The sequence below is a fragment of the Streptomyces boluensis genome (assembly GCF_009908195.1).
Classification (GTDB): domain Bacteria; phylum Actinomycetota; class Actinomycetes; order Streptomycetales; family Streptomycetaceae; genus Streptomyces; species Streptomyces boluensis.
Genome location: NZ_JAAAHS010000080.1, coordinates 1 through 24,196, shown reverse-complemented (window position 1 = coordinate 24,196; position 24,196 = coordinate 1). Strand labels below are relative to the sequence as shown.

The following is a 24,196-nucleotide window of genomic DNA, read 5'->3' as shown; positions in this document are numbered from 1 at the left end:
AGCTCTTACATTTATTTTCTCTTGGGAGGCTTAAATTTTTTAAAAGAGACAGATTTGGGGAAGGGGGGGGGGGGGGAAAAAGTCCAGGCCGTGCGTCCCGGGTGAGACGCGTCTCACCCGCCCGCCCCGTCTTGCCTATGCAACAAAGTGCATAGCAAGATCCCCGCATGGCGATCGAGCACGCGATCCTGGTGTCCCTCCTCGAGCAGCCGGGCTCCGGCTATGAGCTGGCCCGGCGGTTCGAGCGGTCCATCGGGTACTTCTGGACGGCGACCCACCAGCAGATCTACCGCGTGCTCAAGCGGATGGAGAACGACGGCTGGGTCGACGTGCGGGCGGTTGTGCAGCAGGGGCGGCCGGACAAGAAGGAGTACTCCGTCGCCGACCTCGGACGCGCCGCGCTCACCAGCTGGCTGCACGACCCGATCGAGCCGGAGAGCGTGCGGCACGACCTCGCCGTGAAGATCCGGGGCGCCGCCTTCGACGATCCGAGCGCTCTGCTCCGCGAGGTCGAGCGGCACCGGCAGGCGCACGCCGACCGCCTCGCCCGCTATCTCGCCGGCGAGGACCGCGACTTCGGGGGCCACACGGACGGCGGCTCCTACGGGCCGGAAGGCGCCGAGCGGGAACTGCAGCACGTCGTGCTGCGCGGCGGCATCACGTACGAGCGCATGATGATCGCCTGGCTCGACGATGTGCTCGCCACCCTCCACCGCTTCCGCGCCGAGCGCTGAACTCCGACCCCTCACCCCGAAAGGCGGCACTCCGCATGGCCGACCAGCTCCTTTTCAACCCGCACACCTACGACCCGGCGCACTTCGACCCCGAGACGCGGCGGCTGCTCCGCGCCACCGTCGACTGGTTCGAGGAGCGCGGCAAGCGCAAGCTGATCGAGGACTACCGCGACCGCGCCTGGCTCGCCGACTTCCTCGCCTTCTCCGCGAAGGAGGGCCTCTTCGAGACGTTCCTGACGCCCGCCTCCGCCGCCGGTGAAGGGGAGCCGGACAAGCGCTGGGACACCGCCAGGATCGCCGCGCTCAACGAGATCCTCGGCTTCTACGGCCTCGACTACTGGTACGCGTGGCAGGTCACCATCCTCGGCCTCGGCCCGGTCTGGCAGAGCGACAACGCCGACGCGCGCGCCCGCGCCGCCCAACTCCTCGCGGACGGCGAGGTGTTCGCGTTCGGACTGTCCGAGAAGACGCACGGCGCGGACATCTACAACACCGACATGCTGCTCACCCCCGACGGCGACGGCGGCTTCCGCGCCACCGGCTCCAAGTACTACATCGGCAACGGCAACGAGGCCGGGCTCGTCTCCGTCTTCGGCCGCCGCACCGACATCGAGGGCCCCGACGGCTACGTCTTCTTCGCCGCCGACAGCCGCCACGACGCGTACCACCTGGTCAAGAACGTCGTCGACTCCTCGAAGTACGTCAGCGAGTTCCGCCTCGAGGACTACCCGGTCGTCGCCGCCGATGTGCTGCACACCGGCCGCGCCGCCTTCGACGCCGCGCTCAACACCGTCAACGTCGGCAAGTTCAACCTGTGCACCGCCTCCATCGGCATCTGCGAGCACGCGATGTACGAGGCCGTCACCCACGCCCAGAACCGCATCCTGTACGGGCGCCCCGTCACCGCATTCCCGCACGTGCGGCGGGAGTTGGCCGACGCGTACGTACGGCTCGTCGGCATGAAGCTGTTCAGCGACCGCGCCGTCGACTACTTCCGCACCGCGTCCCCCGACGACCGCCGCTACCTCCTCTTCAACCCGATGACGAAGATGAAGGTGACCACGGAGGGCGAGAAGGTCATCGACCTCATGTGGGACGTGATCGCCGCCAAGGGCTTCGAGAAGGACAACTACTTCGCCCAGGCCGCAATCGAGATCCGAGGCCTGCCGAAGCTCGAAGGCACCGTGCACGTCAACCTCGCCCTGATCCTCAAGTTCCTGCGCAACCACCTCCTGGACCCGGCCGGTTACGAGCCCGTGCCGACCCGCCTGGACGCCGCCGACGACGACTTCCTGTTCCGCCAGGGCCCGGCACGCGGCCTCGGCTCGGTGCGGTTCCACGACTGGCGGCCCGCCTTCGACGCGTACGCGCACCTGCCCAACGTGGCCCGCTTCCGCGAACAGGCCGACGCGCTCTGCGAGTTCGTCACCACCGCCGCTCCCGACGAGGCGCAGAGCCGCGACCTCGACCTGCTGCTCGCGGTCGGCCAGCTGTTCGCGCTCGTCGTGCACGCCCAACTCGTCCTGGAGCAGGCCGCGTTGACGCAGCTCGACGCGGACGTCCTTGACGAACTCTTCGCCGTCCTCGTACGGGACTTCTCCGCACACGCCGTCGAACTGCACGGCAAGGACTCCGCCACCGAGGCACAGCAGACCTGGGCGCTCGGCGCGGTCCGCCGCCCGGTCGTAGACGAGGCGCGCTCGGGCCGCGTCTGGCAGCGCGTGGAGGCGCTGTCGGGCACGTACGAGATGAAGCCGTAGCCCTCGTTTCTTCTCGGCCTTCGCCCCTGGTCCGCGGCTTGCGGATCGGGGGTGTTGTGCTGTGCGCGTACCGCTAACACGGCGCCGGGATCCCGCTCACCGCGATGCCCGTAATCGTCGGAGACACCGCCCGGCGTCTGCGTGATCAGGCCACGTACGATTGCGCCGAGGACGACAAGGCGGAGGCCGACTCGGAGGCCGCCGAAGGGGACATCAGAAAGCAGGCACGCGGCATCGACGACACCTACGGACTGAGCAACGAGTGGGCCGAAGTGTGCGGTCACGACTCCGGGAGCAACCTGATCCGGCAGGTCAGGCAGGAGTCCGAGCAGAGTTACGGCGTCGGTCGCGACCGCGCCTTCGACGTCCTGAGGGGGCACGCGTGAGCCGCAGCAACAGCGCACGTATCCAGCGGAGTTGGGCTCTGGCCGTCGCCGGGTGTGTGGTTCTCGTCGGGTGCGGCGGGGGCGGTACGGGCGACGACCCGGCCGCCGCGCGGCCCTGCCACGGCATCGTCCCGCAGGCGCAGGTCGAGGGTTTCCTCGACGCCCGCGGCACCCCGATGGACGACCTGAAGGACCGGGCCGACGAGGAGCCGCAGCAGTGCAACTTCCGGCCGGACGGCGGCTCGGACCGACTCTTCGACGAACTCGACGTCGAGGTCGGCCGGTCCACGTCGAGCGGTGAGTTGCTGCGCAACGTGCAGCGCCGGCAGTCCGACACGGCCGGGTACACGGTGTCGCCGATCGGGCACGGCTGGCGTGGCGTCCTCAACACCACCTCGGCGGATGCGACGGCGGCCGTCGTCATGCTCTGCGAGGGGAAGGACGGGAAGGGCGGGGACGGGCTCACCGTGAACCTGACCGCCCGTCAACTCGGCGGCGTGCACGACGAGATCACCGAGCCGAAGCGTCTCGAACTCGCCCGTCTCGCCACCGCGACCGCCGTGAACGCCGCCGAGCGCGCCGGCTGCGAGGCCCCGCGCGGCAAGACCGTGCGCAAGCTCGCCGAACCGGTCCCCGAGACCGGCCCCGGCACCCCGGCCCGTGCGGCGAGCGGCACCTGTGAGGGCATCGACGCCCGCACCCGCGAGACCGCCGCCGACCCGCTCGCGCCCGTCGAGGACTGTGTCGTCCTCGATGCCAAGGGCGAGCCCGCGTTCCGCGTCGCCGCCTACTACGGGCCGTTCGTGCAGGACGGAAGCGTGGCGACGTACAAGCGCGGAGACAGCGGCCTTTTCGACGGTCCCTCGGGCGGCGCCGACGGCGTGTACTGGGCCAGCGCCTCCTGCCCCGCGCAGGGCGGTACCGCCTTCTTCACCTCGGAGACGGTCCGCAAGGGCGAGCGCCTCGTCGAGCCGGACCCGGGTGCGCAGCGGGCGGCGCTGAAGGAACTCGCGCGGCGGTCCGCCGAGCGGCACTCCTGCGCGCAGCCACGGTTCGACGGCTGAGCAGCACAGCGCAGCCGGGGGTGGGACGTGTCCACGACCCACCCCCGGCCGCCTGTTCAGCGCCCTGACTTCGGCACCTTGAGCAGGTCCCAGCTCACCTTGCCCGGAATGCCGTCCGCGTCCTTGCCCTTGAAGCGAAGCCGCTGCTGCCACAGCTGGTACGACTTGCGGTCCGCGTCCGACCACTCGGGGCTCGGGCCCACGTCGTAGCGGCCGCAGTCCTCCTCCACCAGGCGGACGCCCATCGCCTCGATCATCGGGTGGCTCTGGCCCACGTGGAAGAAGCCGCTGCCGGGGAACTCCTCGTGCCCCACGGGCTGTTCGGGCTTCGGACGCGGCTTGGGCTTGGGCTCCGGGTCGGGCGCCGGCTTGGTTTCGCCGCCACCCCCGCCCTCGCCGCGCAGCCGCTGCGCGATCCGCTTGCGCATCCCGTCCATCGTGAAGCCACGCGGATCGACCTTGCCGGGCTGCCACTCCTTGTGCCCGATCACCGAACGCTCGCTCCAGCCGTGCGCCCGGCAGATCGCCGCCGACACCCGCTCCACGGCCTCCTTCTGCGCGGCCGGCCACTCGTCCTTGCCGTTGCCGAGGTTCACGCACTCGAAGCCGTAGAAGTGCCGGTTTCCGTCGGTGTCGGTGTCGTTGTCCGCCGGCAGCTTCGACTCGTTCACCACGGCCCGCAGCACCTCGCGGTCGCCGAGGCCCGCGTGGTTGGCGCGGCCGTTGCCGACCAGGTGCACATGGCCCTTCTTGTCGATCACCCCGTGGCAGAGCGGGCCCGGAAGGCCGGACCGGCCCTCGTAGCAGAGGTTCACCGAACCCTCCGTGCCGGAGGACGCCGTGTGGTGGATCATCACGCCGTTCACCGGACCCCACGGGCCCTTCGAATTGCGGTTGTGGCGGCGCCAGTTGCGCACCTCATGGACCGTCAGGCCCTCGGCGCGCAGTACCTCGACCAGCTTTCCCGCCGACAGCGGTTTCGCCATCAGAGTCCCCCTTCGTCCACGGCCGCCTCCGCCGCGGCCGTCGTCTGCGACCTTCCCGAATCGGCGGGCGCCGCGTTCTCCGCCGCGTACTCCTCCTCGCGGGCCCGCGCCTCCGCCGCCAGCTCCGCCTCCCCGGCGTGCGGGATGGAGCGGGTGGCGAGCGCGTTGAAGGCGAGCCGCAGGTCCACCGGCTCCTGCTCGCCCTTCACCAGGGCCAGCGGCGCGTAGTGGCGCACGATCCCCGCCGGGCGGGCGAGGAGCGGCTTGCGCGCGGCGTTCACCGGCCACTCGACGTCGCCGGTCGCGGTGCGCGCCGCGACCGTCCAGTAGTCACCGGTGCGGTAGCGGCCACCCGCCTCGAAGTACACCTCCACCCCGTCCTCAAGGGGCAGCCAGGCGCCCTCCTCCAGGGACACCGCACCGCCGCTCAGCTCCGCCGTACGGCCCTTGCGCTTCACGCCCTCGCGGTGGTCCCAGCGGCGCAGGAACGGGTGGAGCTCGGGGCGCCGCCCCACCCGCGGGTCCGGCTCGCCCGAGAGCCGCACCCGACGGCCCGGCAGGTCCAGCTCCTCCACCCGCAGCAACGGCAGCGGTTCGAGCCGCGACACGTACGCGGTGTCGCCGAACTCCACCAGGTCACCGACGTCCAGATCCAGCTTGTCGTCCTGCCCGAGCGAGGCCAACTCCACCCAGGTGCCGTCGAGTTCCTCGACCGGGAAGACCACCGAGCCGTTCTCCCGCGACCACTTGAAGGTGGCCTGCTCCGCCTTGCCGCCGGTGTGCACCTCCACCCGGTACAGCTGGTTCTCCGGGCCCCGGTAGCGGGCGTCCGGCTTCACCAGGCAGGGGTCCTCGTCGGCGTGCTCGGGCCGCCGCGCACGCGCCGCGAACCGGGCCGTGGACGCCTGCTCACGCGCCCACTTGTCGAACGCCGAGCGCACCTGCGCCGGGTCCTCCTCCTCCACGTCGAGCTCCGTGAACGGCAGCGGCAGCGCCTGCCAGACGACCTTCGAGCGGGCCGCCGTGTCCGGCAGCGCCGAACCGAGCGCCACCTCCCGCAACTGCGGGTCCTCCACCGCCGTCACCGACCGCTCCCACACCTTCAGGTACATCACGTACGGGTACGTGGTGGGCAGCCGGTCGCCGGGGCGCTCCGGGTCGCGGTACGCGTCGGGCTGGTCCCAGTAGTGCCACACCGTCGGCTCGGCGGCCGGGGCCTCGTCGTCCTCGCCCTCGTCCGGCACCGCGTCGCCCGCCGATGGCCGGTCGGCGTCCACCAGGATGCCGTCGACGTAGTAGCGCCCGCCGTGGATCTCCAGGTCGTCGATCTCCCGGTTGTCGCCCGGGAAGTGGATGTGGAAGCCCGCGTGCTCGCGCGGCCCGCCGTACCGGCCGATCAGGTCGGCGGCGAGGGTACGCGCCTGGTGGAGCTGGATCGCGGCCTGTTCGTTGGCGTCGGCGTCGAGTTGTACGCGGCCCTGCTGGGCGAGGACCTGGGAGTAGTGCCGGCCGGGCCGGAACGTCGAGCGGGACAGGTCAGCGTGCATGAAGGGGGTCCCCCTGGTTCAGAAAGTGCGGTTCAGCAAGTCGGTGGGTGCAGCAAGTCGGTGGGTGTGCACGGCGGTTGACCCGCGAGCCCGGTGCTCACGAGGTGCCGCGCCTGCTCGGTGCTCACGTCGCTCACGTCACGAAGAAGATCCCGGCGTCCGCCCCTGCGGGCACGTACTCGGCGAGCCGGGCCCGCAGGCTGTCCTCGCGCTGCGGCCGGTACAGCTCGTGGAAGGCGCCCAGTTCGGCCCCGTCCTCCGCGCCCCGCCGGATCTGAGGGGCGCACCGGTCCGCCAACTGCCCGTACCACGGTGTCCCGTAGCGCTCCGAGGTGAACAGCGGGCGCACCCGTGCCGCCTCGTCCGGGCCCACCAGGTCGGGCTGGCAGCGGAACCGGCGCGGGGTGCGCGAGCCCGGCGGCACGTACGAGTACCGGACGCAGCCGATGCCGCGCCGGGCCACGTGCACGCGCCCGGTGAACACCGTGTTCTCCGCGATCTCCACGGCGTGTGTGTGCACCTCGCCGATCACCGTGGACCGGTGCACGTGCAGGACCGCGTGCGCGTGCCGGCAGTCCGGCGCCGACAGCGCCTCGCGGTCGCTGCCGGTGGCGTCCAGGACGCTGTCCCGGATGTGGATGTCGAGCGGCTCCTCGGACACCTCGTCACCGATCACCTCGACCGTGCCCAGGATGCTGTCCTCCACCTGGAGGCAGGCCGTGGTGCGCTCCAGGACGATGCTCGGCTCCTCCGGCGAGTGCGGATCGCACTCCGGCTCAAGTGACCAGCCGGGTACGAGAGTTGAGTGCCGTACGACGACCGCGCCGACCGGGCCCGTGACGTTGATGCCGCGCCCGGCGACGAGCAGCCCGTCCAGGGTGACCCGCGGCCGCTCGCCGGGCGCGCACTCCTCCGAAAGGCCCCGGATGTTCAGCGCGTCCGGCCGGTTGCTGTACCAGTCGAGCAGCCGGATCACAGGGCGTGCACCCTCGGCGGCGCGCAGCTCGAACCGGTCGCCCGGATCCAGGTCGAAGTCCAGCTGCTCCTGGTAGGCGCCGCTGTGCGTGATCTCCACGATGCCGTCGGGACCGCACCGCCCGGCCCTGCGGTCGTGCTGCCAGGCCCGGAACGCGTCCATGATCCGCTGGTACGGCTGGTCGGGCCCGACCCGGTAGAACTCCGCGTCCGGCCGCTCGGTACGGGTACGCGGGTACTCGCCGCCGCCCATGTCCGCGCCGAACGCGTAGTGGTAGTCCACCCACACACCCTGCCGGGGCGCCGAACGCGAGCCGAAAGCGATCCGGCCGAGCTCCGGGTCGACCGCCACCTGGCCGCGCTTGGGTCGGTAGCGCCAGTCCGACAGGTCCGCGACCACGATGTCCGCCATCGGCACCGGCCGGTCCTCGCCGTCGCGCCGGATCACGAAGCTCTTGCCCGGCCCGTAGTAGTCGGCGAGCCGGTCGTGCAACTGGCGGCGGCGGATGAACGCCGGGACGTTGTCGACCGTCGCGATGTGTGTAGGCGACGGCTCCGGCACGGGCTTCGTCACCAGCGGACTGTCGTTGCCGAGGATGGAGAACGTGTACAGGTTGCGGGCCCGGTCGATGCAGTACGCCGGTGACTTCGTCAGCGCGTACGCCTTGAGCCGCCACACGAACAGCGCTACCCCCGCCGGACCCGTACCGCCCTGCCTGCGCCGCGAGTCGGCCCTGCGCACGTCGACCGTACGCGCCGTCGACCCGAACGGGCCGCCCGCCAGGTCGAGTTGGGCGCCCTCGCGGACATCGACGAGACGGCCGCGCTGAGCCCGGTGCGGCGCGCCGTCCGCGAGTAGCTTCACGGGCTGCTGGTGCGCCACGAGGCGGGACAGCTCCACCGCGCGCGCCGGCCACGCCGCGACCTGCTCGGAGATCTCCTCAAGGAGGTGCAGGGTGCCCTTGCGGCGCCGGTTCGCGACCGTCGCCGCCACGTCCCGGCGCGGCGCCAGAGCCTGCGCGAGCGCCGCCGGGCTGCTGCCCCGCAGGCCCGTCGTGAGCACCCGCTCGTAGCCGGGCAGCGGCCGGTAGCCCACCAGATCCCCGAGGTACGGCAGCACCCACGGCGCCGCCGACTCCACGAACAGGTCCTCGTACCCCTGCTCCACCCCGTCCCGCACCCGGTCCAACTGCTCTGCCATGACGGCGAGCAGCGCCCGCAGCGGCTCACCCTCCTGCTCGTCCCGCAGCCGGTGCCACTGCGGAAGCAGCTCCGCGAGCCCGTCCGGTTCCCTGGACATCACACAACCTCCTGTACGTACCGCGCATCCAGGGCCATCACTTGACCTCCGAAAGAATCAGCGTGTCCGCCGCCCGCGGCGACAGCAGTGCGAGCTGTGCCGGGCGGATGCCGCGGAACACGAACACCGAACGGCCGGGCTCCAGCGGCCGGGTGTCGGTGATGTCGGGGTTGAGCCGCAACAGTTCGGCGAGCGGCACGCCGTAGCGCGCGCAGACCGACGAAAGGGTCTCGCCGCCCTCCTCGCGCACCGTGTGCACCCGCTCGTCGTACCGCGCCGAGTGCGCGGGCACCGCCGCGCGCGGCTCGCCGGGGTTGCGGACGATCTCCAGGAGCTCGGCGGGTGTCGCGGACGCGGGCACGCCCGTGAACACGTCGACGTCCACATAGTCCACGCCCGGCACCGAGTGCGCCGTCGCCAGGACCTCCGACAGGGCGGCCGGGCGGCCCAACTCCCGCCCCTCGAAGCCGAGTCGGCGCAGCAGCGCTTGCCGGAGCCGGGGCTCCACCACCGACCAGGTGTGATCGGGTGCCACCTTCACCCGCGCCGCGAGCAACAGCAGCACCAGCTCCCGTACGTCCACCCGGACCGCGAGCCGCGCGTCCCCGTACTCGCCGAGCGAGGACCGCAGCGCCCGCAGCACATCGGAGTCGGCGGCGATCGGCACATCGTCCGTGCCCGCCACCGTGACGTGCAGGATCCGCCGCCGCCCGTCGTACACCTCGCGTGCCGAGGCGCGGCCGATACCGGCCCGGGAGCGCGCGAAGTCCTCGTAGTCGACGGGGGAGACGAGCCGGTCGAGCGCCGCCACCGCGAGCGGCACCGTGCGCCGGGTCAGGCCGGGACCGTCGGCGTCCGAACCGCCTGTCGCGGGCAGCGGGTTGGTCACCGCGGTGACGCCGAGCGGCCGTGTCACGGCCTGTGTGATCCGGCCCGCCGCCACGTTCGCGGCCCGGCCGGTGCCGAAGCGGTAGCGGGCCCGCACGTTCTCGTGCCCGCTGGGAAGCCGTGCCCCGTGCACACCGTCCCCGAAGGTCACCGTCGTCCGGCCGTCCGCCGTGGACCCGCTGATGTACACCCGCTCGCGCGGCCCGCGCCCGGCGAGGCTGTCCACCTCGTGCCAGAGCACACCGTCGACGCGCACCTCCAACACAGGTGTCGCACCGAGGGGGTTGTCGGCGGCGAGCCAGGTCAGCGGCGACTGCCAGAGCGCGAACGTCTGGTTCGTACGGTCCGAGTCGCCGCTGCCGATCGGCTCGTCCCGGCCCTCGCCGTGCGTCGCCGCCACCACGTTGCCGTGCACCTTCACGGTGTCGCGGCGGTAGCGGTACGCCAGATCCGTGGTGAGGGTCAGGCGCGTGTGCAGGCGGCCGCCGGGCGGTACGGCGTCGGCGACGGCCTCCGCCTTGTCGATCACGACCACTTCGGTGGCCGCCACACCCGTCGTGCCCGGTACGTCGCTGCGCTCACCGGAGACGATCAGCGTACGGCCGGGCTGCAACCCCTCGTACAGTTCGGCCAGTTCGACCTCGTTGCCGTGCACGTCCTCGCCGAGCGGCTCGTCGGCCATCCGCAGCGGCTCACCCACCGCGTGCACCGTGGTGTCCCGGACATGCGAGAGCAGTACGTCGAACTCGTCGAGCCACGGGTCCGCGAGCACCAGCTCCGTGCCCCGGCCGGTGATCCCGTAGTTGGTGTACGCGGCCGTCCGCACCTCCTTGACCTGGGTGGTGACGAACCGCAACTTCGGGTCGCCGGGGATGCCGCCGTCCTTCGGGTCCTTGCCCTTGCGCGGCCGCTCGATCGCCACCCAACTGCCCACCGCGATCCGGTCGTACACCGTGTCGAGCTGGAGCACGTTCCGGTTCAGCGGCTCCGGCTTCGAGGCGATGACGATCTCCACGTGGGCGGGCGCGCCGCCGACCGTGTACGCGACCGCCACCTCGTACTCGCCGTGCGTGAACTGCCGCGACTCGCCGGGCCTGAGCGTGGTCGGCTCCGACGTGCCGTTGTGCAGCAGGACCTGGACGTTGCCCTCGTCGTCGGGACGGGACACGAACAGGCCGCGCTCCGGCAGGCCCGCGTGCAGCCGCGCCGTGACACCCGGCTCCTGCGAGTCGGTGGGGCGCCGCCCCAGCCAGCTCAGCTCCCGGTCCTGCCCGGCCCGCGCGGAGAGCTCGACCCGGCCGGGACCGAGGGTGAACTCCGTCGGCTGCGCGCCGATCAGGTTCTCCGAGCGCTGGTCGGTGCCGGAACCCTCGACGTACTGGAACTCGGCCTTCTCGGGCACCTTCCCCGAGTTGTCGAACACCACCCGCAGCGAGGTCAGTACGGCCCCGGTGAGCGGCCAGTCCGCGGTGCGCACGACCCGGCCCCGGTCGTCCTGGACCGGCTTGAGCGGGGCGGTCGCACCGAACGGCGCCGCCCGCGAGCGCATGGCGAGCACGGCACGCAGCAACGGCGCCTCGGGCGCGGCGGCCCGCGCCCCGCGCCACGCGGTCCGCAGCGGCTCCCGCAGCTCGGGCCGGAGCGCGGCGAGCAGCCGTACCGTGTCCGCGCCGGGCGCCGGTGTGCCCGAGCTCCGGACGCGGGGCGCCGCGGTGCGGCTCAACGCGGGCAGGAGGTGGCCGAGCGCGGCCAGTGCGGGGTCCTGCGCGGACCCTTCGACGGCGCCTCGCGACGGCTTCGGGTCCTCCCCTTCCACCGGCTGCGCGGGCGCCAACTCCATGGCCCGCTCGGCCAGTTCGGCGAGGACCGCCTCCAACTGCTCGAACCACGCCGCGACGTCCGCGTACGCCTCGGCCAGGACCTGCGCCTCACCGAGTCGCGCCACCGGTCCCGCGAGTGCCTTCGCGAACCGTTCCGGCGTGCCCGCCGACGGCAGCGACTCGCGGAGCCTGGCGAGCACCTGCTCGTCGAAGTCCTCGATGAACCGGCTGATCGGACGCGGGTTCGGCACCTCGGGCGTCGGGGGCTCCTCGCCGGGCTCGCCAGGACCTGCGGGCGCGGCGATCCACCGCAGCGCCTCGCTGACCAGTTCCTTCAGCGTCGGCGGCGCCGAGCGCGGCAGGCCGATGCCCGTCACGTCGTCGTCGCGGTCCACGCGCACCCGGGCCACAGGCAGCAACTTCCGTACGCCACCGGCCTGTTCACCGAAGACGAACAGCAACTGGTCGCCGTTCTGGAGGTTGGTGGCGGTGCCCTCCACGAACAGTTCGGAGCGGCGCTCCAGGTCCTCGGGGGTGAGCAGCGTGGGGCGGCGGCGCCGCACCTTCAGCTCGTTCCAGTCCCAGCGGGCCGTCAGATCCTCGGCAGTCTCGAAGGTCTGCGCGTCCTCGTCCGCGGCCGCGGGCACGCTGTGGCTGCGCGCGCCGCGCGGGATGAGCACCGGCAGCGACTCGGCGCGCGGATCACGGTCCAGGCGGTACGCCAGGTGCGTCGAGGCCGCCACACCCGGACGCGGCCGGTGCCCGACAAGCCGACCGAGCAGCACAAGGGAACGGTGCTCGTTCGCGGTCCGCAGATACGCCTCGTCCGCGATCCGCTCGGAGTGGAACGTCAGCAGGTCACCGAGGACCGCCGTCGCGTCGAGCAGCCCGAGCGCCGGATCGTCCGGCGTCCGCACCGTAAGACCGGCGAGCGCCGGGTACGCGGGCGAGGCGAGCCGGTCCTCCGCGGCCGCCAGGAACGAGCCGTACGTGCCGACCCGGTAGTCGAGCGCGGTACGGCCCGGCGGATTGTGCGGCGCGACCGGGGCCCGCCGCTCGTCGTGGCCGCCGCCGGCGCCGCACGCGCCGCCGCAGGAGCAGGCGTCGCTCATCGGGCACCCCCCAGGGATATGTCGAGCAGGCCGTTCTCCGGCCGGTCAGGGTCGTTGTCGCAGGTCGCGATCTCCAGCGGGCCGAGCCGCAGCACACCGTCCGCGCGCTCGCCCCGCTCCTCGTGGAACAGCCGCTTCAGGCGGGTCACCTGGACGCTCTCCACGCCGGGCACGGCCGCGGCGACCGCCACCAGACGGCTGAGCCGCACCGGCTCACCGAACGTCAGCGCGTCCGCGTGGAAGAAGCCGAGCCTCCCGCCGGACAGCCGGCCGGTGCCGAGCACCCGGTACAACTCCGTGAGGATCTGCCCGTGTTGATGCCCCGGCAGCGCGCACACCGTGAGCGCGATGTCCAACGGCACAAGGCGGGCCGGGCCCACCACCAGGTCGTGCCCGATCCTGCGGTACGTCTCCAGGGAGTGCGCCACCGCGTCGAGCAACTCCGGCGGCGGAGTGGCCGCCCCGTACGCGTCGATCGCGACGTGCGCCTCCTGCACACCGCCCGTCCAGCGGATCTCCGCGGCCGCCCGCTGCACCCCGGGAAGGCCCGCGGCGAGCGCCGCGTAGTCGTCCGCGGTCACCGCGCGCAGCCGGGTACGGCGCAGGTCGAGCGGCGCCAACTGCCGTACCTGCTCCAAGGGTTCGGGCTCCGTGCCGCCCGTCGCGGGCAGCGGATTGCGCACCCCCGCGATCGGCACCTCCACGTCGCCGTCCGGCTCCCGGCACACCACCAGGTGGTTGATGGCCTCCGCGCCGACGTTGCCGCCCGTACCGCCGCCGAGGCGGTACCGCAGCGTGAGGCGCGCACCCGGTGTGGGCAGCGCCCCGTGCACCCCGTCGCCGAACCGCAGCGCGAGGCGTCCGTCGTCCTCCAGCTCACCCACGAAGTGCCGGTCCCGCGCACCGCTCTCCAGAAGGTCCCGGCGCGGCTCCCACACCTGCTCACCCTCGTGAAGCCGTACCGCGGGCAGCGCGCGCCGCGGGTCCTGGTCGAGCGCCGCGCTCGCCGCGCCGCGCAGCACCGGCTCGTCCGGGTGCAGCCCCTCCGCGTACCGCGGGCCCCAACTGTGCGCGATCTCCCACGCGATGTGCCCGTCGAGCACCGTGCCCGCGCGCGCCCGCGCCGTCAGCACCTCGATCCGGCGCCGCTTCTGCGCGAGCAACTGGTCCTCGCGGTGCAGGAGTTCACGCAGCGCCCGCACCGGATGGTGCCGCAGCTCGAACCGTTCGATCACCTTCAGGCCGAACACCACGGTCAGCTCGTCGATCTCCGCGTCGCCGAGCCCGTCCCGGTCCCGCGCGCTGCGCCACAGCTCCACCAGACGCTGCCGCACCCGCGACGGGATCGCCGCGAGCCGGTCCGCCTGCCCCGAGGCCACCTGCGCGGCATCGGGGAACGGCACGGTCTGCGCGACCGGCGAACGCCCGAGGCGCGGCCGGAAACGCGGCACGATCCCCGGGTACACCGACTGCGCGAGCAGCGTACGCAACGCCGCCGCCTGCGCGTACGCCGTACCCGGCAGCACCTTCTCGCCGCGCTGACCGGCGAGTTCGAGGCCGATCCCGGCGCGCGTGACGGCCGCCTCGCCCACCACGTCGCACAGCTCACGGACATCGTCGGGCGTGAGCGCGGCGCCGTCTTCGGTCCGGTCGGTGAGCGCGGTGATCAGCCGGCCCGGCGCGTTGCCCTCGTCGCGGTCCACGCAGCCGAACGCGGGCGGCGCACAGTCCCCGGCCACGGCGGGCACCTGCGGCACCGTCACCGTCTCCAGCTCCGCGATGCCGTCACCGCACCAGGCAAGGGACCGGCCGTGGTCGACGAGAACCACGTTGCCGCGCGCCACGGTCACGTCCTCGACCGGCGCGCAGTCCCGCCCGGCCGGGGTCGCGAGCCGCAGCGGGAACCGCAGCGCGTCCTCGGCCGCCCAGGTCACCTCAAGCACCGGCTGGTCCTCCACCCGGTCCACCGCCGGCGTCACCGAGGTGAGGCGCACCGCCTGCCGGTGCTCCGGGTCGGCGTCCCCCGGCGTCCCGGTCCGCGCCCCCTTGACCTCCTCCAGGATCAGCAAGTCGCCAGGAACCAGGTCGAGTTGACGTTCCGAACAGGTCTCCAGGTCCTGCCACGCGTCGCGCAGCGTCGCCGCCGTCGCACCCTTCGGCAGGGCGCACACCTCGCCGCCCCAGGTCCAAAGCCGGATCGTGTTGTGCGCCTCGCGCAGCCGCAGCGGCTCGTCCGCCACCACCGGCTCGAACACCTCGACCGAGCCCCGCTCGTCCAGCTCCGCCAGGTCCGCGTCATCGACGACGGTGCCCGGCTCGGGCCGGTCGTGCGGGTCGAGGGACCGCACGTCCACGGACGCGAAACGGAACGTACCCGGCAGCAGCGTGTGCTCCCCGACGGTCTCCACGGACACATACGCCCGCGCGGCGAGCCCGTCGTGCATCGCGTAGTCGATCAGCCGCACATGCCGCCGCACCGAAACCCGCCGCCGCGCGGTATCGAGATACGCCTCCGTCGCCACCGCGTCCTGCTGGTAGCTGATCTGGTCCCCGGTGTACGCGAGCAGCTCGACGAGGGTCATGCCCAGGTCGGCCGGGTTGCGCTCCACCCAGTCGGGCGTGGTCAGGGCCAGCCGGTCGAGCAGCAGCTTGCGGATCGTGTCGTAGTCGCGTGCGGTGTAGTCGACGATGGGAGCGGCCGGGAACTCCTGCTCGCTGTCCGACTGGTCCTTGCAGTCGAACGGCGTCGGACAGTCCGGCCGGAACGCGAACTCCGCGCTGTGGTACCGCTGGTCGAACCCCCGGAACGGCACGTCACCCGGCCGCCCGTACGGGTCCGTCTCGACGACCGAAAGCCGGTACCGGGACGTGTCCCCGGCCTTGTCGACCGTCACGTAAAGCCGGTCGTCGAGCTCGGGATCCTCCTCCCGCTCGACACTGATGTCCACGGCGGAAATGCCCGTGATCCGCCGCCCGCCGTCGATCCGCACGTTCTCCGCACAGAGCCCGTGCGGCGCCTTCCCGAGAAACGTGACGGTGAGCACAAGCCCGTCATCACTCACCTCGACCGCGTCGACCCCATTGAGCTGCGCGGCCCGCACCCGCGCCCGACGCGAGGTTGTCGTCCCGCTCATGCCGCGGCCCTCCCCTCGAACACATCGGCACGGACGGTCCCGGTGGCCCGTACGGCATACGTCAGATACACCCGTACGACGTTCTCCTCACCGGACACGTCAAGGGCCTCCACCTCGATCAGCTCACCCAGCCAGCGCTGCAGGGATGCCTGCACCGAAAGCTCCAACGTGCTGGTCAACTCAGGGCTGTTGGGCGCGAAGACCAGATCGAGCAGACCGCAGCCGAAGTCCGGCCGCATCACCCGCTCGCCGGGGCTGGTGAACAGCACCTGCTCGATCAGGTCGCGTACGTGGTCGTCGTGTCCGGCGTGCGCGGTGCGTCCCCGCCGGTCGACCCGGAACGGAAACGCCCAGTCACTACGTATGCGGGTACGGGCTGTCATCGGACACTCACCTCTCGCTGCGCACTGTGGACGACGGGCGGACCCTGCGGCACCGAAGCCGCCGTGAAGCACTGCGCCGCCGAGGTGTCGAGCAGCACCGGGGCGCCGTCGACGGTCACTCCGCTCGCTCCGGCCGTCCAGCGCACCGTCACACACGGCGTCGGCACGCCGTCGACGGTGTGCGGGCAGCCCATGACCGTATAGCTGTGCGCGGCGGTGGCGACGGCGGCGCCGTTGATGTGCACGCCCGCGGCCCCCTGACCGGCCGCGGCCCGGCCTCCGTGCGGGCAGCTGACCACCGCACCCGCCCCGAGCAGATTCCCGGAAATCCCGGACACGTCTCTTCGTCCCCCGTCTCTATCGCTTCGCAGCGACGTTCAACTGGCCATCGTTCACGATGACTTGATCGCCCTCAAGGGTGATCTTCGCGCCGAGCCCGTTCGCGATCACCACGGCCTCCTTGGTGATCCGGATGTACGCGCCCCCCTGGGCCTGCAGCAGAATCCCCTGATCCGGGCCCGCCGGATCACTCATCACAATCTTGTGGTCCCCGGGCGTCTGTACGACGACGGGCTTCACCTGCGAGTCGCCCTGCACGAGCCGCCGCGCGTCCGGCGGCAGCTCGTCCTCCTCCCCGTACCAACACCCCGTCCAGATGGGGAAGCTGGGGTCGCCCTGCTCGAACTCCACCCACACCCCGGCCCCCCGCGACGGCACCACGAACTGCCCCGCCTGCGGCCCGGTGAACGGCAGACACGGAAGCGCCCAGGTCGACGCGGTGTCCCCGAGCACGTCCGGGACCTCGACGGTGACCCGCCCGATGTGCAGCGGATCGTTGTTGTCCACGACTCGGCCACGGAACTTGCCGAGGTAGCGGTTGCTGGGTGCGGCCATCCTGGGTTGCTCCTGGTGTGTGCGGTGTCTCTGTTTGCTTGTCGGTGTCTATGGGCGGACGTAGGCGCTGCGTCTATGGGCGGACGTAGGCGCTGCGCGCCTCCAACCCCTCCCGGCTGATGGTGAAGTTCTGCTGGAAGGACCCCGGCCGCAGGATGTGCGTCACCGACTTCACGAAGTAGTCCCCGTCGTACGCCCGCCCGGACCCGCGTACGCCGACGAGTTGCCGCGGCTGCAGCAGATACCCGTGCCGGTTGACGTCCAGGGACCCCGAGCCGGAAATGACGTCTGCGGAGGTGGCGGCGCGGGCAAGCAGCTCGGCCTCGGCCTGCTCGGGCTGGAACTTGGCGGTACCGGAGAGCCTGCGCTGCCTGAGGGCCGGCGTCGGACGCATCCCGAGCGGAGGCCGCAGCGGGCTGATCGACGGCTGCGGCAGCGGAGTTGACCGCCGGTCGGCCGGATCCTGCCACCGCGCCTGCGGCTCCTCTCGCGCGGTCCCGTCGTACGCGAAGGTCAACTGGTCGACGGTGGAGTTGGCGTCCATGTTCACGTTCAGCGCGTGCTGCCGCACCCCGAGCCGCACCTCGGGCCCCCAACGGGCGCTGGACTGCCCGGGGTTGGGCCCGGGTTCAAGGTAAAACACGTATCCATTGGCCTTGGCCAGCTCATTGATGTACTGCAGATCGGTGCTGGTCTGGAAGTGCACCCGCAGGTCCTCGCGCGGCGGCTGCGTCACCTTCTCGGCATACACATCGGGCCGGATCCCGTACCCGGAGTACCGCCGCAGAATGCTCAACACCCGCTGCGAGGGCGGCAGATTCGGATACTTGTCGGTCCGCTCCTGCAGATCCATGGCGAGGCTGAGGTCTTCGCCGGTGACGGTGAGCGTGGAGTGCCCAGGTTGGTTGCTGGCCCCGACCTCCTGCCGCACGATCAGCCCGTCGAAGAGGACTTCGGGCGTGCCGCGCACGGTGACGGTGACGATGAGCCGTGTCTTCGGGTCGAAGAACCCCTGGGGGAGGAGGGTCTTGCTGATCAGCCCGTTCTTGGTGAGGTCGAAGGCGAGCTGGAACCCGCTCCGTTCCCCCGCGGTGGCGGTGATCTGCGCGGACAGCAACGCCTCGGCGACTTCGGCCGGCACGGGGCGGGCGAGCTGCGGCCCCATGTGCAGCGTGATGTGAACGGGCCCGCGCCCGACGCTGAGTTCAGCCACGCCGGTCCCCTCGGGGGAAGTGCCCGGCGAGCGGTATCTCTATGTGGTGTCCGGGCTCGTCGGTGAGTTCGCGCGGGTCGACGACCGGATTGGCGTCGGCGATCTGCCACCACTGCGAGGGGTCACCGAAATACCGCTGCCCGAGAAGGTCGGGCCGCTCGCCGGTACGCACGGTGTGCGTCTGCGTGTCGTCGCTCTCCTCCAAGGGGGGCAGCAACCGCCGCTTGGCGTACCGCACTTCGGTCCCGTCGGGCAGCCGGTGCACGCCTATCTCGGCGTCGTGGTAGCGGCTGGTGCGGGGGTACGGGTGGGCGCCGGGTATCGCGTCCAACGCACTCTCATAAGGCTCGATGCCGTCCATGGTGCTGCCGTCAGCCCCTTCCCATTCCTACACCGATGCCGCCGGAGCCGAGCCCCAACGACCCGATCCCCGCGGCGCGCGCGGCACCGGCGAGGCGTTCCTTCTGCGCGAGATGCGCGTAGTACAGCTCGGCGCCTGGGTGCCCCATCGGTAGATCGCTCACTGTCAGAACCTTGAGCCCAATACTGAGACTCGCCCTGATCGGGTTCAGGTTGACGTCGAATGCGCTCTCGTTGATGGAGAGTTCGGTGAGCCGTACGGGCATGACGCGCTTGCTGCCCCAGGTGAAGAGGGTCAAGGGCATCTCGATCGGGCTGATCTCGATGGTCCCCTTCTTCGACTGCCGGCTGGCTTCGCGGAGTTGGGCTGACGTCGGTTGCACGAGCATTTCGAGCACGGCGAGTTGGGGGTGGATGCCGTCGGGCGCCGGTATCTCGAACTGATCGGTGGCGTCGATCTCGGCGGTGAACTTCCAGGTCTCGGCGGCGGGGCCTTTCAGCCGGAGGGCTTCGTTCCGGTCGCCGCTACCGGCCCCTCCTCCACCGGAGTCACCGCCGCTCCCCGCGGTCTGGGGGGAGAGACTGCGCTCCAGGGTGTCGGGGTTGAACTGGAGGACTATGACGCGCTGCGGCGTGCCGCGTTCGGGGTCTACCAGGACTATTGCGGAGCGGATGGGTTTGGGGATGTTGGCGTAGCGGGTCATGTGCGGGCCTCCAGGCGGGTGCGGAGGTCGGTGTAGTCGTATTCGGGGAAAACAGTGGGAAAATCGTTCAGTGCGTTCTTCAAGTAGTCGACGAGGACATCGAATTTGTCACCGGACAGGTCGGTATCGGTGAACAGATACTGCCATCCCGAAGTTCCCTTTATGGTGAACAAGTTCTGCACGTAGCTTCGATAATCGATGTCCAGGCGCTTCAGTAGCCTACTGTTGTTGTCGTAGAACCAGATCTCACCTTCGCCGGACTCGGATACGTAGATTCCGGTGAGGCGTCCCGATTCCAGGCACTGGTCGAGAACCTTCAATTTCTGCAGAGTTTCGTTTTCTTCGGCGCTGAGATGTCGGTCTGTGAAATTCAGATTCTCACCGTTCAAGCAGCACCAGATGTCGTGCAGCCGGAACTCTCCCTCGGAAGAGTAGTCTCTGGTGAACCAAGCTGCGTGGACAAAAGCAGCCCCCAGGCGGTAGCTCTCCAGGGAGGTGTCCGGCTCGAGACCGATGATCTTCCGAATGGATTCGGCTTGCTCCGCAGTGGAAGGAAGGTACCCCTCCTGGAGCGTTTGGTCTTTGTGGAGAACGATGCCGCCGGCGGACCGGAGTTCTTGTACTGCCTTTAGTGCATCGTCCTGCTGGGTCGTCGACACTTCTGCACCTTCCTGCTTCTCGGTTCTCGTGGGCTCACTTCAGCCAGTCGATCAGTCCGTCTTTATCGATTGTTCTGAGTTTAGCTATTACTCGGGAAAGGTCAGGCATTGCTCCTGGCAGCATGTCGAGCTTGCGGAGATCCAAGTAGTCCTTGATGTCGTCAACCTTGCGGTACTTGGGAGGCGGGGTGCTGTGTGTCTTCCCGTTGCCGTCCATTCCGGCGATGTACCGGGGGATCTGCATGGAGAACCCGCTGTCGGGGCCTCCCAGTAGAGTCCAAATGGATTTTGCGCCCGCGGAGTTAATGATCAACTTGCTGTGCTCGTCCGGAGTGGGAAGTGGTATTCCCTTGATCGGATACTCCTTCACATGCTTCTTTTCTCGATCCCAGTCGTCCTGCTTCTTTCCCGTTCCCCGGACGTGCTCGTACATCCCGTAGCGGGATGTGATGGACTCCGGGAAGCCTTCCCTCAGGACCCCGTTCTCGTCGTTCTGCGGCGCGTGAAGGGTGACCTCCGATTCGTACCAGATTACTTTGTCTGAATCCTTGATCTCGTCGTACGCTTTACGTTCCACGCCGTCGCGCATCTCGTTGTTGGTGGCTATGCGCGCGGGGACGAGATTGTTGTTCGAGGCCAGGCCGCCGATGCTTTCAGGCAGCAGGTGCATGCGCACCCACTGGGATTTTGAAGTTTTCTCGGTCATGTTGTGTGATGTTATGTAGCCCCAGCCGTCTGGCCAGCTGTAGGAGTCTCTGGGTTCAGAACCCGTGTAATCGACATTGCGGCTGAGGTATTTAGCCTCTGTCAATTTCGGGACCTGGCCAGTTCCGAAGGGCGGGAATATCGGCGGGGGTAGCTTGTTCTTCTTGGAGCGCTCAAAGACGATCTCGTCCCGCTTTCGGCTCTGCTCGCGCAGCGCCTCCAAGGCGCTACCTGCAGGGTTGAGTCTTCCCCAGACCTTGACTTGGTCATCGCCTATGAGGTTGAGGCTCTTCAGTCGGTACCAGGCCTTCATCCCCTTGAGCGTGCCTTCCATGGTGCTCTCCCACATCCCATCCTCAACCTTGGGTGTGAGCTGGGCGCGGATTCGGGCGAGAATCCGATTCAGCTGTGCCTGCTTGGACTCCTCGGATTCCTCTTCTTTTCTGCGGTCGTCCTTGGCTTCATCGTTCTTCGGCCTGCCGGGATCGTGCTTGTCTTTGCCGCCATCGGTGTCCTTGCGGCCGTTGTTACTGGAGTTGTTCCCGTCCTTCTTGCCCTTCCCGTCGGAGTCGGTCTTGTCCTTTTTCCCTGAGCCGTCGTTGTCCTTTTTGTTCGACCCGTCCGAGTCCTTCTTGCTGTCAGAGTCGGAGGTGTCCTTCTTGTCCTTGTTGCCGTTCGGGTCCTGATTCTTGTTGTCGTTGGTGGTGTCCTTCTTGGGCCCGTCCGGCCCGTCGGTCTTGCCAGGCTTGGGTGTCGGAGTGCTCGGCTTTGGAGAAGGAGTCGGCTCCGTGTCCTTCTTGTCGTTCGTGTTCTCGTTCTTCGGGTTGCCGTTCTTGTCCTTCGACGTGGGCGGCGTCGGCTTCGTCGACTTGTCGCTCGGGGTGTTGTTCTTGCCGCCGGGCTTGTCGTTGTCCTTGCCGTTGTCCTTGTCGTTCTTGTTCGTCGGGCCCTTGGGCTTGGGCGGCTTCGGGGACGGGGACTGGGTGTCCTTGTCCTTCGGCTTGGGCGGTGCCTGGCCGTCATTGTTCTTCGGCTTGGCCGGACCGTCCTGGTCCTTGGGCTTCCCGGGCGCGTCCTGATCTTTCGGCTTGCTCGGCGCACCCTGGTCCTTGGGCTTGGCCGGAGCGCCCTGGTCCTTCGGCTTCCCGGGGCCGTCCTGGCCCTTCGGCTTGCCGGGTGGCGGCGTTGTCGTCGAAGTTGTCTGTGTCTTCGGGGGAGTTGACGAGGGGGTCGTCCCCTTGTCCCCGTCCGCGCCCTTGTCCTTGTTCGTGTTCGGCGGGTCGCCCCCGCCGTCCTTCCCCTTGTCCCCGCCGGGGCCCTTGTCCTTGCCCAGGCCGGCCGCCACGCCCTTCAAACGCTTGCCGACCTTCGACACGTACTTGCCGATCCCGCTGAGGATCAACTCGTAGGCCATTTCCAGCAGCACCACGATGCCCGCCGCTATCGCCTTCGCGAAGAGCACGCCCGCGCCGCCCTGGCGTACCGACTTCAGCCACGTGATGACCGCGCCGATCGCCTTGAGGATCTCGCCCAGCGAGCCGATCGCGGCCTGGATCGCTTCCAGGATCGCCGCACCCCAGCCCGCACCCGGGATCAGCTTCGCCAGGACCTTCGTGATGACGATCTCGCCGATGATGAAGGGGAGTTGGGGGACGATCGCGTCCCACACTTCCTTCGCGATCTTCTCAATGGTCCACCCGCCCTTCATCAGCTTGTTCCAGACGGCCTCGGTCAGGCCCGTGATCTCCTTGACCTTGTCGTTGAACCACTGCTTGACCGCGTTCTTGACCTCGTTGAAGAGGTGGTTCTTCGCGCCGTCGTACGCGGAGTTCTTCGCGCCGCTCAGCCAGCCGCCGGGGTCGGAGAGGATGTCGACCAGGATCATCATGAACTCGCCGAAGGCGGAGATGAACTTCGTCGCGAAGTCGAGGACCGCCTTCAGGGCTTCCTTGCAGGCCTTCAGGACGTCCAGGAGCATCTTCTTCAGGACGTTCAGGACGTCGCTCAGCAGCTTCGCGATGGATTCGAGCAGATCCTTCATGATCTGCTTCAGCGCGTTGGCGAGCTTCGTCACGAAGGCGAGCGCGGCCTTGATCAGGTCCGTGATGAACTTGCGTATGCGGCGGGCGATTTCGATGACCGCTTCCACCAAGGACGTGACGAACTCGATCAGGTCCTCGATGAACTTCTTGATCATCTCGACGATGCCCTTGCGGGCCGCGTTGATCCAGCCCTCGACCGTCTCCTTGAACTTCTTCAGGGCCCCGATGATCGCGTCGCGGGCGGCCTTGATGATCTCGACGATCTTGTCCCGCAACTTTTTGAACTGGTCTTTGATCCAGTCGAGCGCTTTGGAGAGCCAGTTCTTGGAGTCGTCGGTCTTCTCGTCCTTCTTCTTCTCCGCGTCCTCCTCGGCCTTCTTGCCCTTGTCCTTGACGTCCTTGTCGCTGGTCTCCTTTTCCTTGCCGACGTTCTTGTCGGTGTCCTCTTCTTCCTTCTTGACGTCCTCGCGGATCTTCGTCTCGCGGTCGGACTTCTTCGTGCCGAGCTTCTTCAGCTCGTCGTCCTGCTCCTTGGTCCAGTCCTCGCGCTGCTTGTCGACATCCGTCAGGGCGCCTTCGCGCTTGCCCGTCTGCTGCTTGGTGTTGGACTGGACTTCCTTGTCGACCTGCCGCTTGTGCTTCTCCTTGGACTTGCGGTTGTCCTGGTCCTTCTTCTCGCGGCCCTTGCCCATGTCCTGGCGGCCGTCGGTGAGCGCCTTCTTGAACTGCGGCTTGCGCTCGTGCTCGGCGACCTCCGACGCGGCCTCGGGCGGTACGGCACCGGTGTTCGCGCCGCCCCCGCCGACCCGGGACTTGCCGCCCTCCTTCGGCACCTTGCCCTCGAGCCGTTCGCTCGGCGCGTCCGGGTAGACCTGGTCCTCGCCCATCTTGCGACCGGCGTCGTCGGCACCGGTCTCGGCGGCCTCCTGGCTCTTGTCGTCGGTGTTGCCGCCCTGCTCCTCGGACTTCTCGTCGGCCTGGCCCTTCATCTCGACACCGGGCGCGGTGCCGTTCTGGGCCTGCTTCATCGCCTCGTCCTTGGTGGGCATCCCGGCGAACTGCGCGGCCAGGTCCTCCGCCGAACAGTCGAGGCCGACCTTCTCGCCCACCCAGCCGAGCGCGTAACCGGCCATCATCCCGACCTGGTCGAAGAAGTCGGGCTCCTCCATCTCCTCGGCCTCGATCTTGCCCTCGGGCTTCTTCTCGCCCTTGACCTCGGCTTTGTCGTCCTTCGCGTCCTCGGCCTTGCTGGCCTTGTCCTCGTTGTACTTGGCTGCTTCGTCGGACTTCGGATCGCCGTGCAGGGTCTTCGGCGCACCGGTCGGGCGGTCCATGGCGGGCGGCTTGGAAGCGAGTTGCTTGTGCTCCTTGCCGACGTCCTTGTCCACGGCCCCGCCGACGGAGTCCATCGCCTCGACGGCCTGATGCGGCTTGAGGTTCGACGCGGTGGCCAGGCCCTCTTCCGGGGAACCGCCGGACAGGTCGGGCGCCGCCTTGGACGCCTGCTTCTTGCCCTTGGCCCCGCTGCCC

General features: G+C 69.6%; 16 protein-coding genes and 1 pseudogene. 4 read left to right on the top strand and 13 right to left on the bottom strand.

Annotation, left to right across the window (positions count from 1 at the left end; all coding sequences use genetic code 11):
- The first annotated feature begins 167 nt into the window (after window positions 1-167).
- The 4 genes from GUY60_RS13350 to GUY60_RS13335 all read left to right on the top strand — a co-directional run bounded on the left by GUY60_RS13350 (window position 168) and on the right by GUY60_RS13335 (window position 3,944).
- Window positions 168-734, top strand: a complete 567-nt coding sequence (locus GUY60_RS13350) for a PadR family transcriptional regulator (protein WP_161697283.1) — start codon at window positions 168-170, stop codon at window positions 732-734.
- A gap of 35 nt (window positions 735-769) precedes the next feature.
- The gene (locus GUY60_RS13345; protein WP_161697281.1) at window positions 770-2,494 is read left to right on the top strand and encodes an acyl-CoA dehydrogenase family protein; all 1,725 of its coding nucleotides are present in this window, start codon (window positions 770-772) and stop codon (window positions 2,492-2,494) included.
- 104 nt (window positions 2,495-2,598) lie between these two features.
- Window positions 2,599-2,880, top strand: a complete 282-nt coding sequence (locus GUY60_RS13340; RefSeq protein ID WP_161697279.1) for a hypothetical protein — start codon at window positions 2,599-2,601, stop codon at window positions 2,878-2,880.
- On the top strand, window positions 2,877-3,944 hold the full coding sequence (locus GUY60_RS13335; RefSeq protein WP_161697277.1) for a hypothetical protein: 1,068 nt from the start codon (window positions 2,877-2,879) through the stop codon (window positions 3,942-3,944). The genes GUY60_RS13340 and GUY60_RS13335 overlap by 4 nt, the downstream gene beginning before the upstream one ends.
- A 56-nt stretch (window positions 3,945-4,000) precedes the next feature.
- Here the strand turns inward: GUY60_RS13335 and GUY60_RS13330 are convergent, their stop codons facing one another.
- The 13 genes and pseudogenes from GUY60_RS13330 to GUY60_RS13270 all read right to left on the bottom strand — a co-directional run.
- Window positions 4,001-4,930, bottom strand: a complete 930-nt coding sequence (locus tag GUY60_RS13330) for a peptidoglycan-binding protein (RefSeq protein ID WP_161697275.1) — start codon at window positions 4,928-4,930, stop codon at window positions 4,001-4,003.
- Window positions 4,930-6,477, bottom strand: coding sequence for a DUF6519 domain-containing protein (locus GUY60_RS13325; protein ID WP_161697273.1), 1,548 nt, complete (start codon window positions 6,475-6,477; stop codon window positions 4,930-4,932). The genes GUY60_RS13330 and GUY60_RS13325 overlap by 1 nt, the downstream gene beginning before the upstream one ends.
- 133 nt (window positions 6,478-6,610) lie before the next feature.
- Window positions 6,611-8,752: a hypothetical protein gene (locus GUY60_RS13320; RefSeq protein WP_161697271.1), complete on the bottom strand. Its 2,142-nt coding sequence runs from the start codon at window positions 8,750-8,752 to the stop codon at window positions 6,611-6,613.
- Window positions 8,753-8,789: 37 nt separating this feature from the next.
- Complete coding sequence (locus GUY60_RS13315) at window positions 8,790-12,572, bottom strand: putative baseplate assembly protein (RefSeq protein ID WP_161697269.1); 3,783 nt, start codon at window positions 12,570-12,572, stop codon at window positions 8,790-8,792.
- Window positions 12,569-15,706, bottom strand: a complete 3,138-nt coding sequence (locus GUY60_RS13310) for a putative baseplate assembly protein (protein WP_161697267.1) — start codon at window positions 15,704-15,706, stop codon at window positions 12,569-12,571. Before GUY60_RS13310 ends, GUY60_RS13315 begins: the two co-directional genes overlap by 4 nt.
- Window positions 15,703-16,089 (bottom strand): GPW/gp25 family protein, encoded by a 387-nt coding sequence (locus GUY60_RS13305; RefSeq protein WP_161697265.1) that lies wholly within the window; start codon window positions 16,087-16,089, stop codon window positions 15,703-15,705. The genes GUY60_RS13310 and GUY60_RS13305 overlap by 4 nt, the downstream gene beginning before the upstream one ends.
- Window positions 16,086-16,418, bottom strand: coding sequence for a hypothetical protein (locus GUY60_RS13300; protein ID WP_161697285.1), 333 nt, complete (start codon window positions 16,416-16,418; stop codon window positions 16,086-16,088). Before GUY60_RS13300 ends, GUY60_RS13305 begins: the two co-directional genes overlap by 4 nt.
- 28 nt (window positions 16,419-16,446) lie before the next feature.
- On the bottom strand, window positions 16,447-16,983 hold the full coding sequence (locus GUY60_RS13295; protein ID WP_161697263.1) for a phage baseplate assembly protein V: 537 nt from the start codon (window positions 16,981-16,983) through the stop codon (window positions 16,447-16,449).
- 73 nt (window positions 16,984-17,056) lie between these two features.
- On the bottom strand, window positions 17,057-18,148 hold the full coding sequence (locus GUY60_RS13290; protein ID WP_188132470.1) for a hypothetical protein: 1,092 nt from the start codon (window positions 18,146-18,148) through the stop codon (window positions 17,057-17,059).
- 40 nt (window positions 18,149-18,188) lie between these two features.
- The gene (locus tag GUY60_RS13285) at window positions 18,189-18,557 is read right to left on the bottom strand and encodes a LysM peptidoglycan-binding domain-containing protein (RefSeq protein WP_161697260.1); all 369 of its coding nucleotides are present in this window, start codon (window positions 18,555-18,557) and stop codon (window positions 18,189-18,191) included.
- Window positions 18,558-18,567: 10 nt separating this feature from the next.
- Window positions 18,568-19,260: a hypothetical protein gene (locus tag GUY60_RS13280; protein WP_161697258.1), complete on the bottom strand. Its 693-nt coding sequence runs from the start codon at window positions 19,258-19,260 to the stop codon at window positions 18,568-18,570.
- Window positions 19,257-19,919 carry a hypothetical protein gene (locus GUY60_RS13275; RefSeq protein ID WP_161697256.1) on the bottom strand — a complete coding sequence of 221 codons (663 nt, stop codon included), beginning with the start codon at window positions 19,917-19,919 and terminating at the stop codon, window positions 19,257-19,259. The genes GUY60_RS13280 and GUY60_RS13275 overlap by 4 nt, the downstream gene beginning before the upstream one ends.
- Before the next feature lie 34 nt (window positions 19,920-19,953).
- Window positions 19,954-24,196: pseudogene (locus GUY60_RS13270) on the bottom strand (hypothetical protein); the annotation flags it as partial.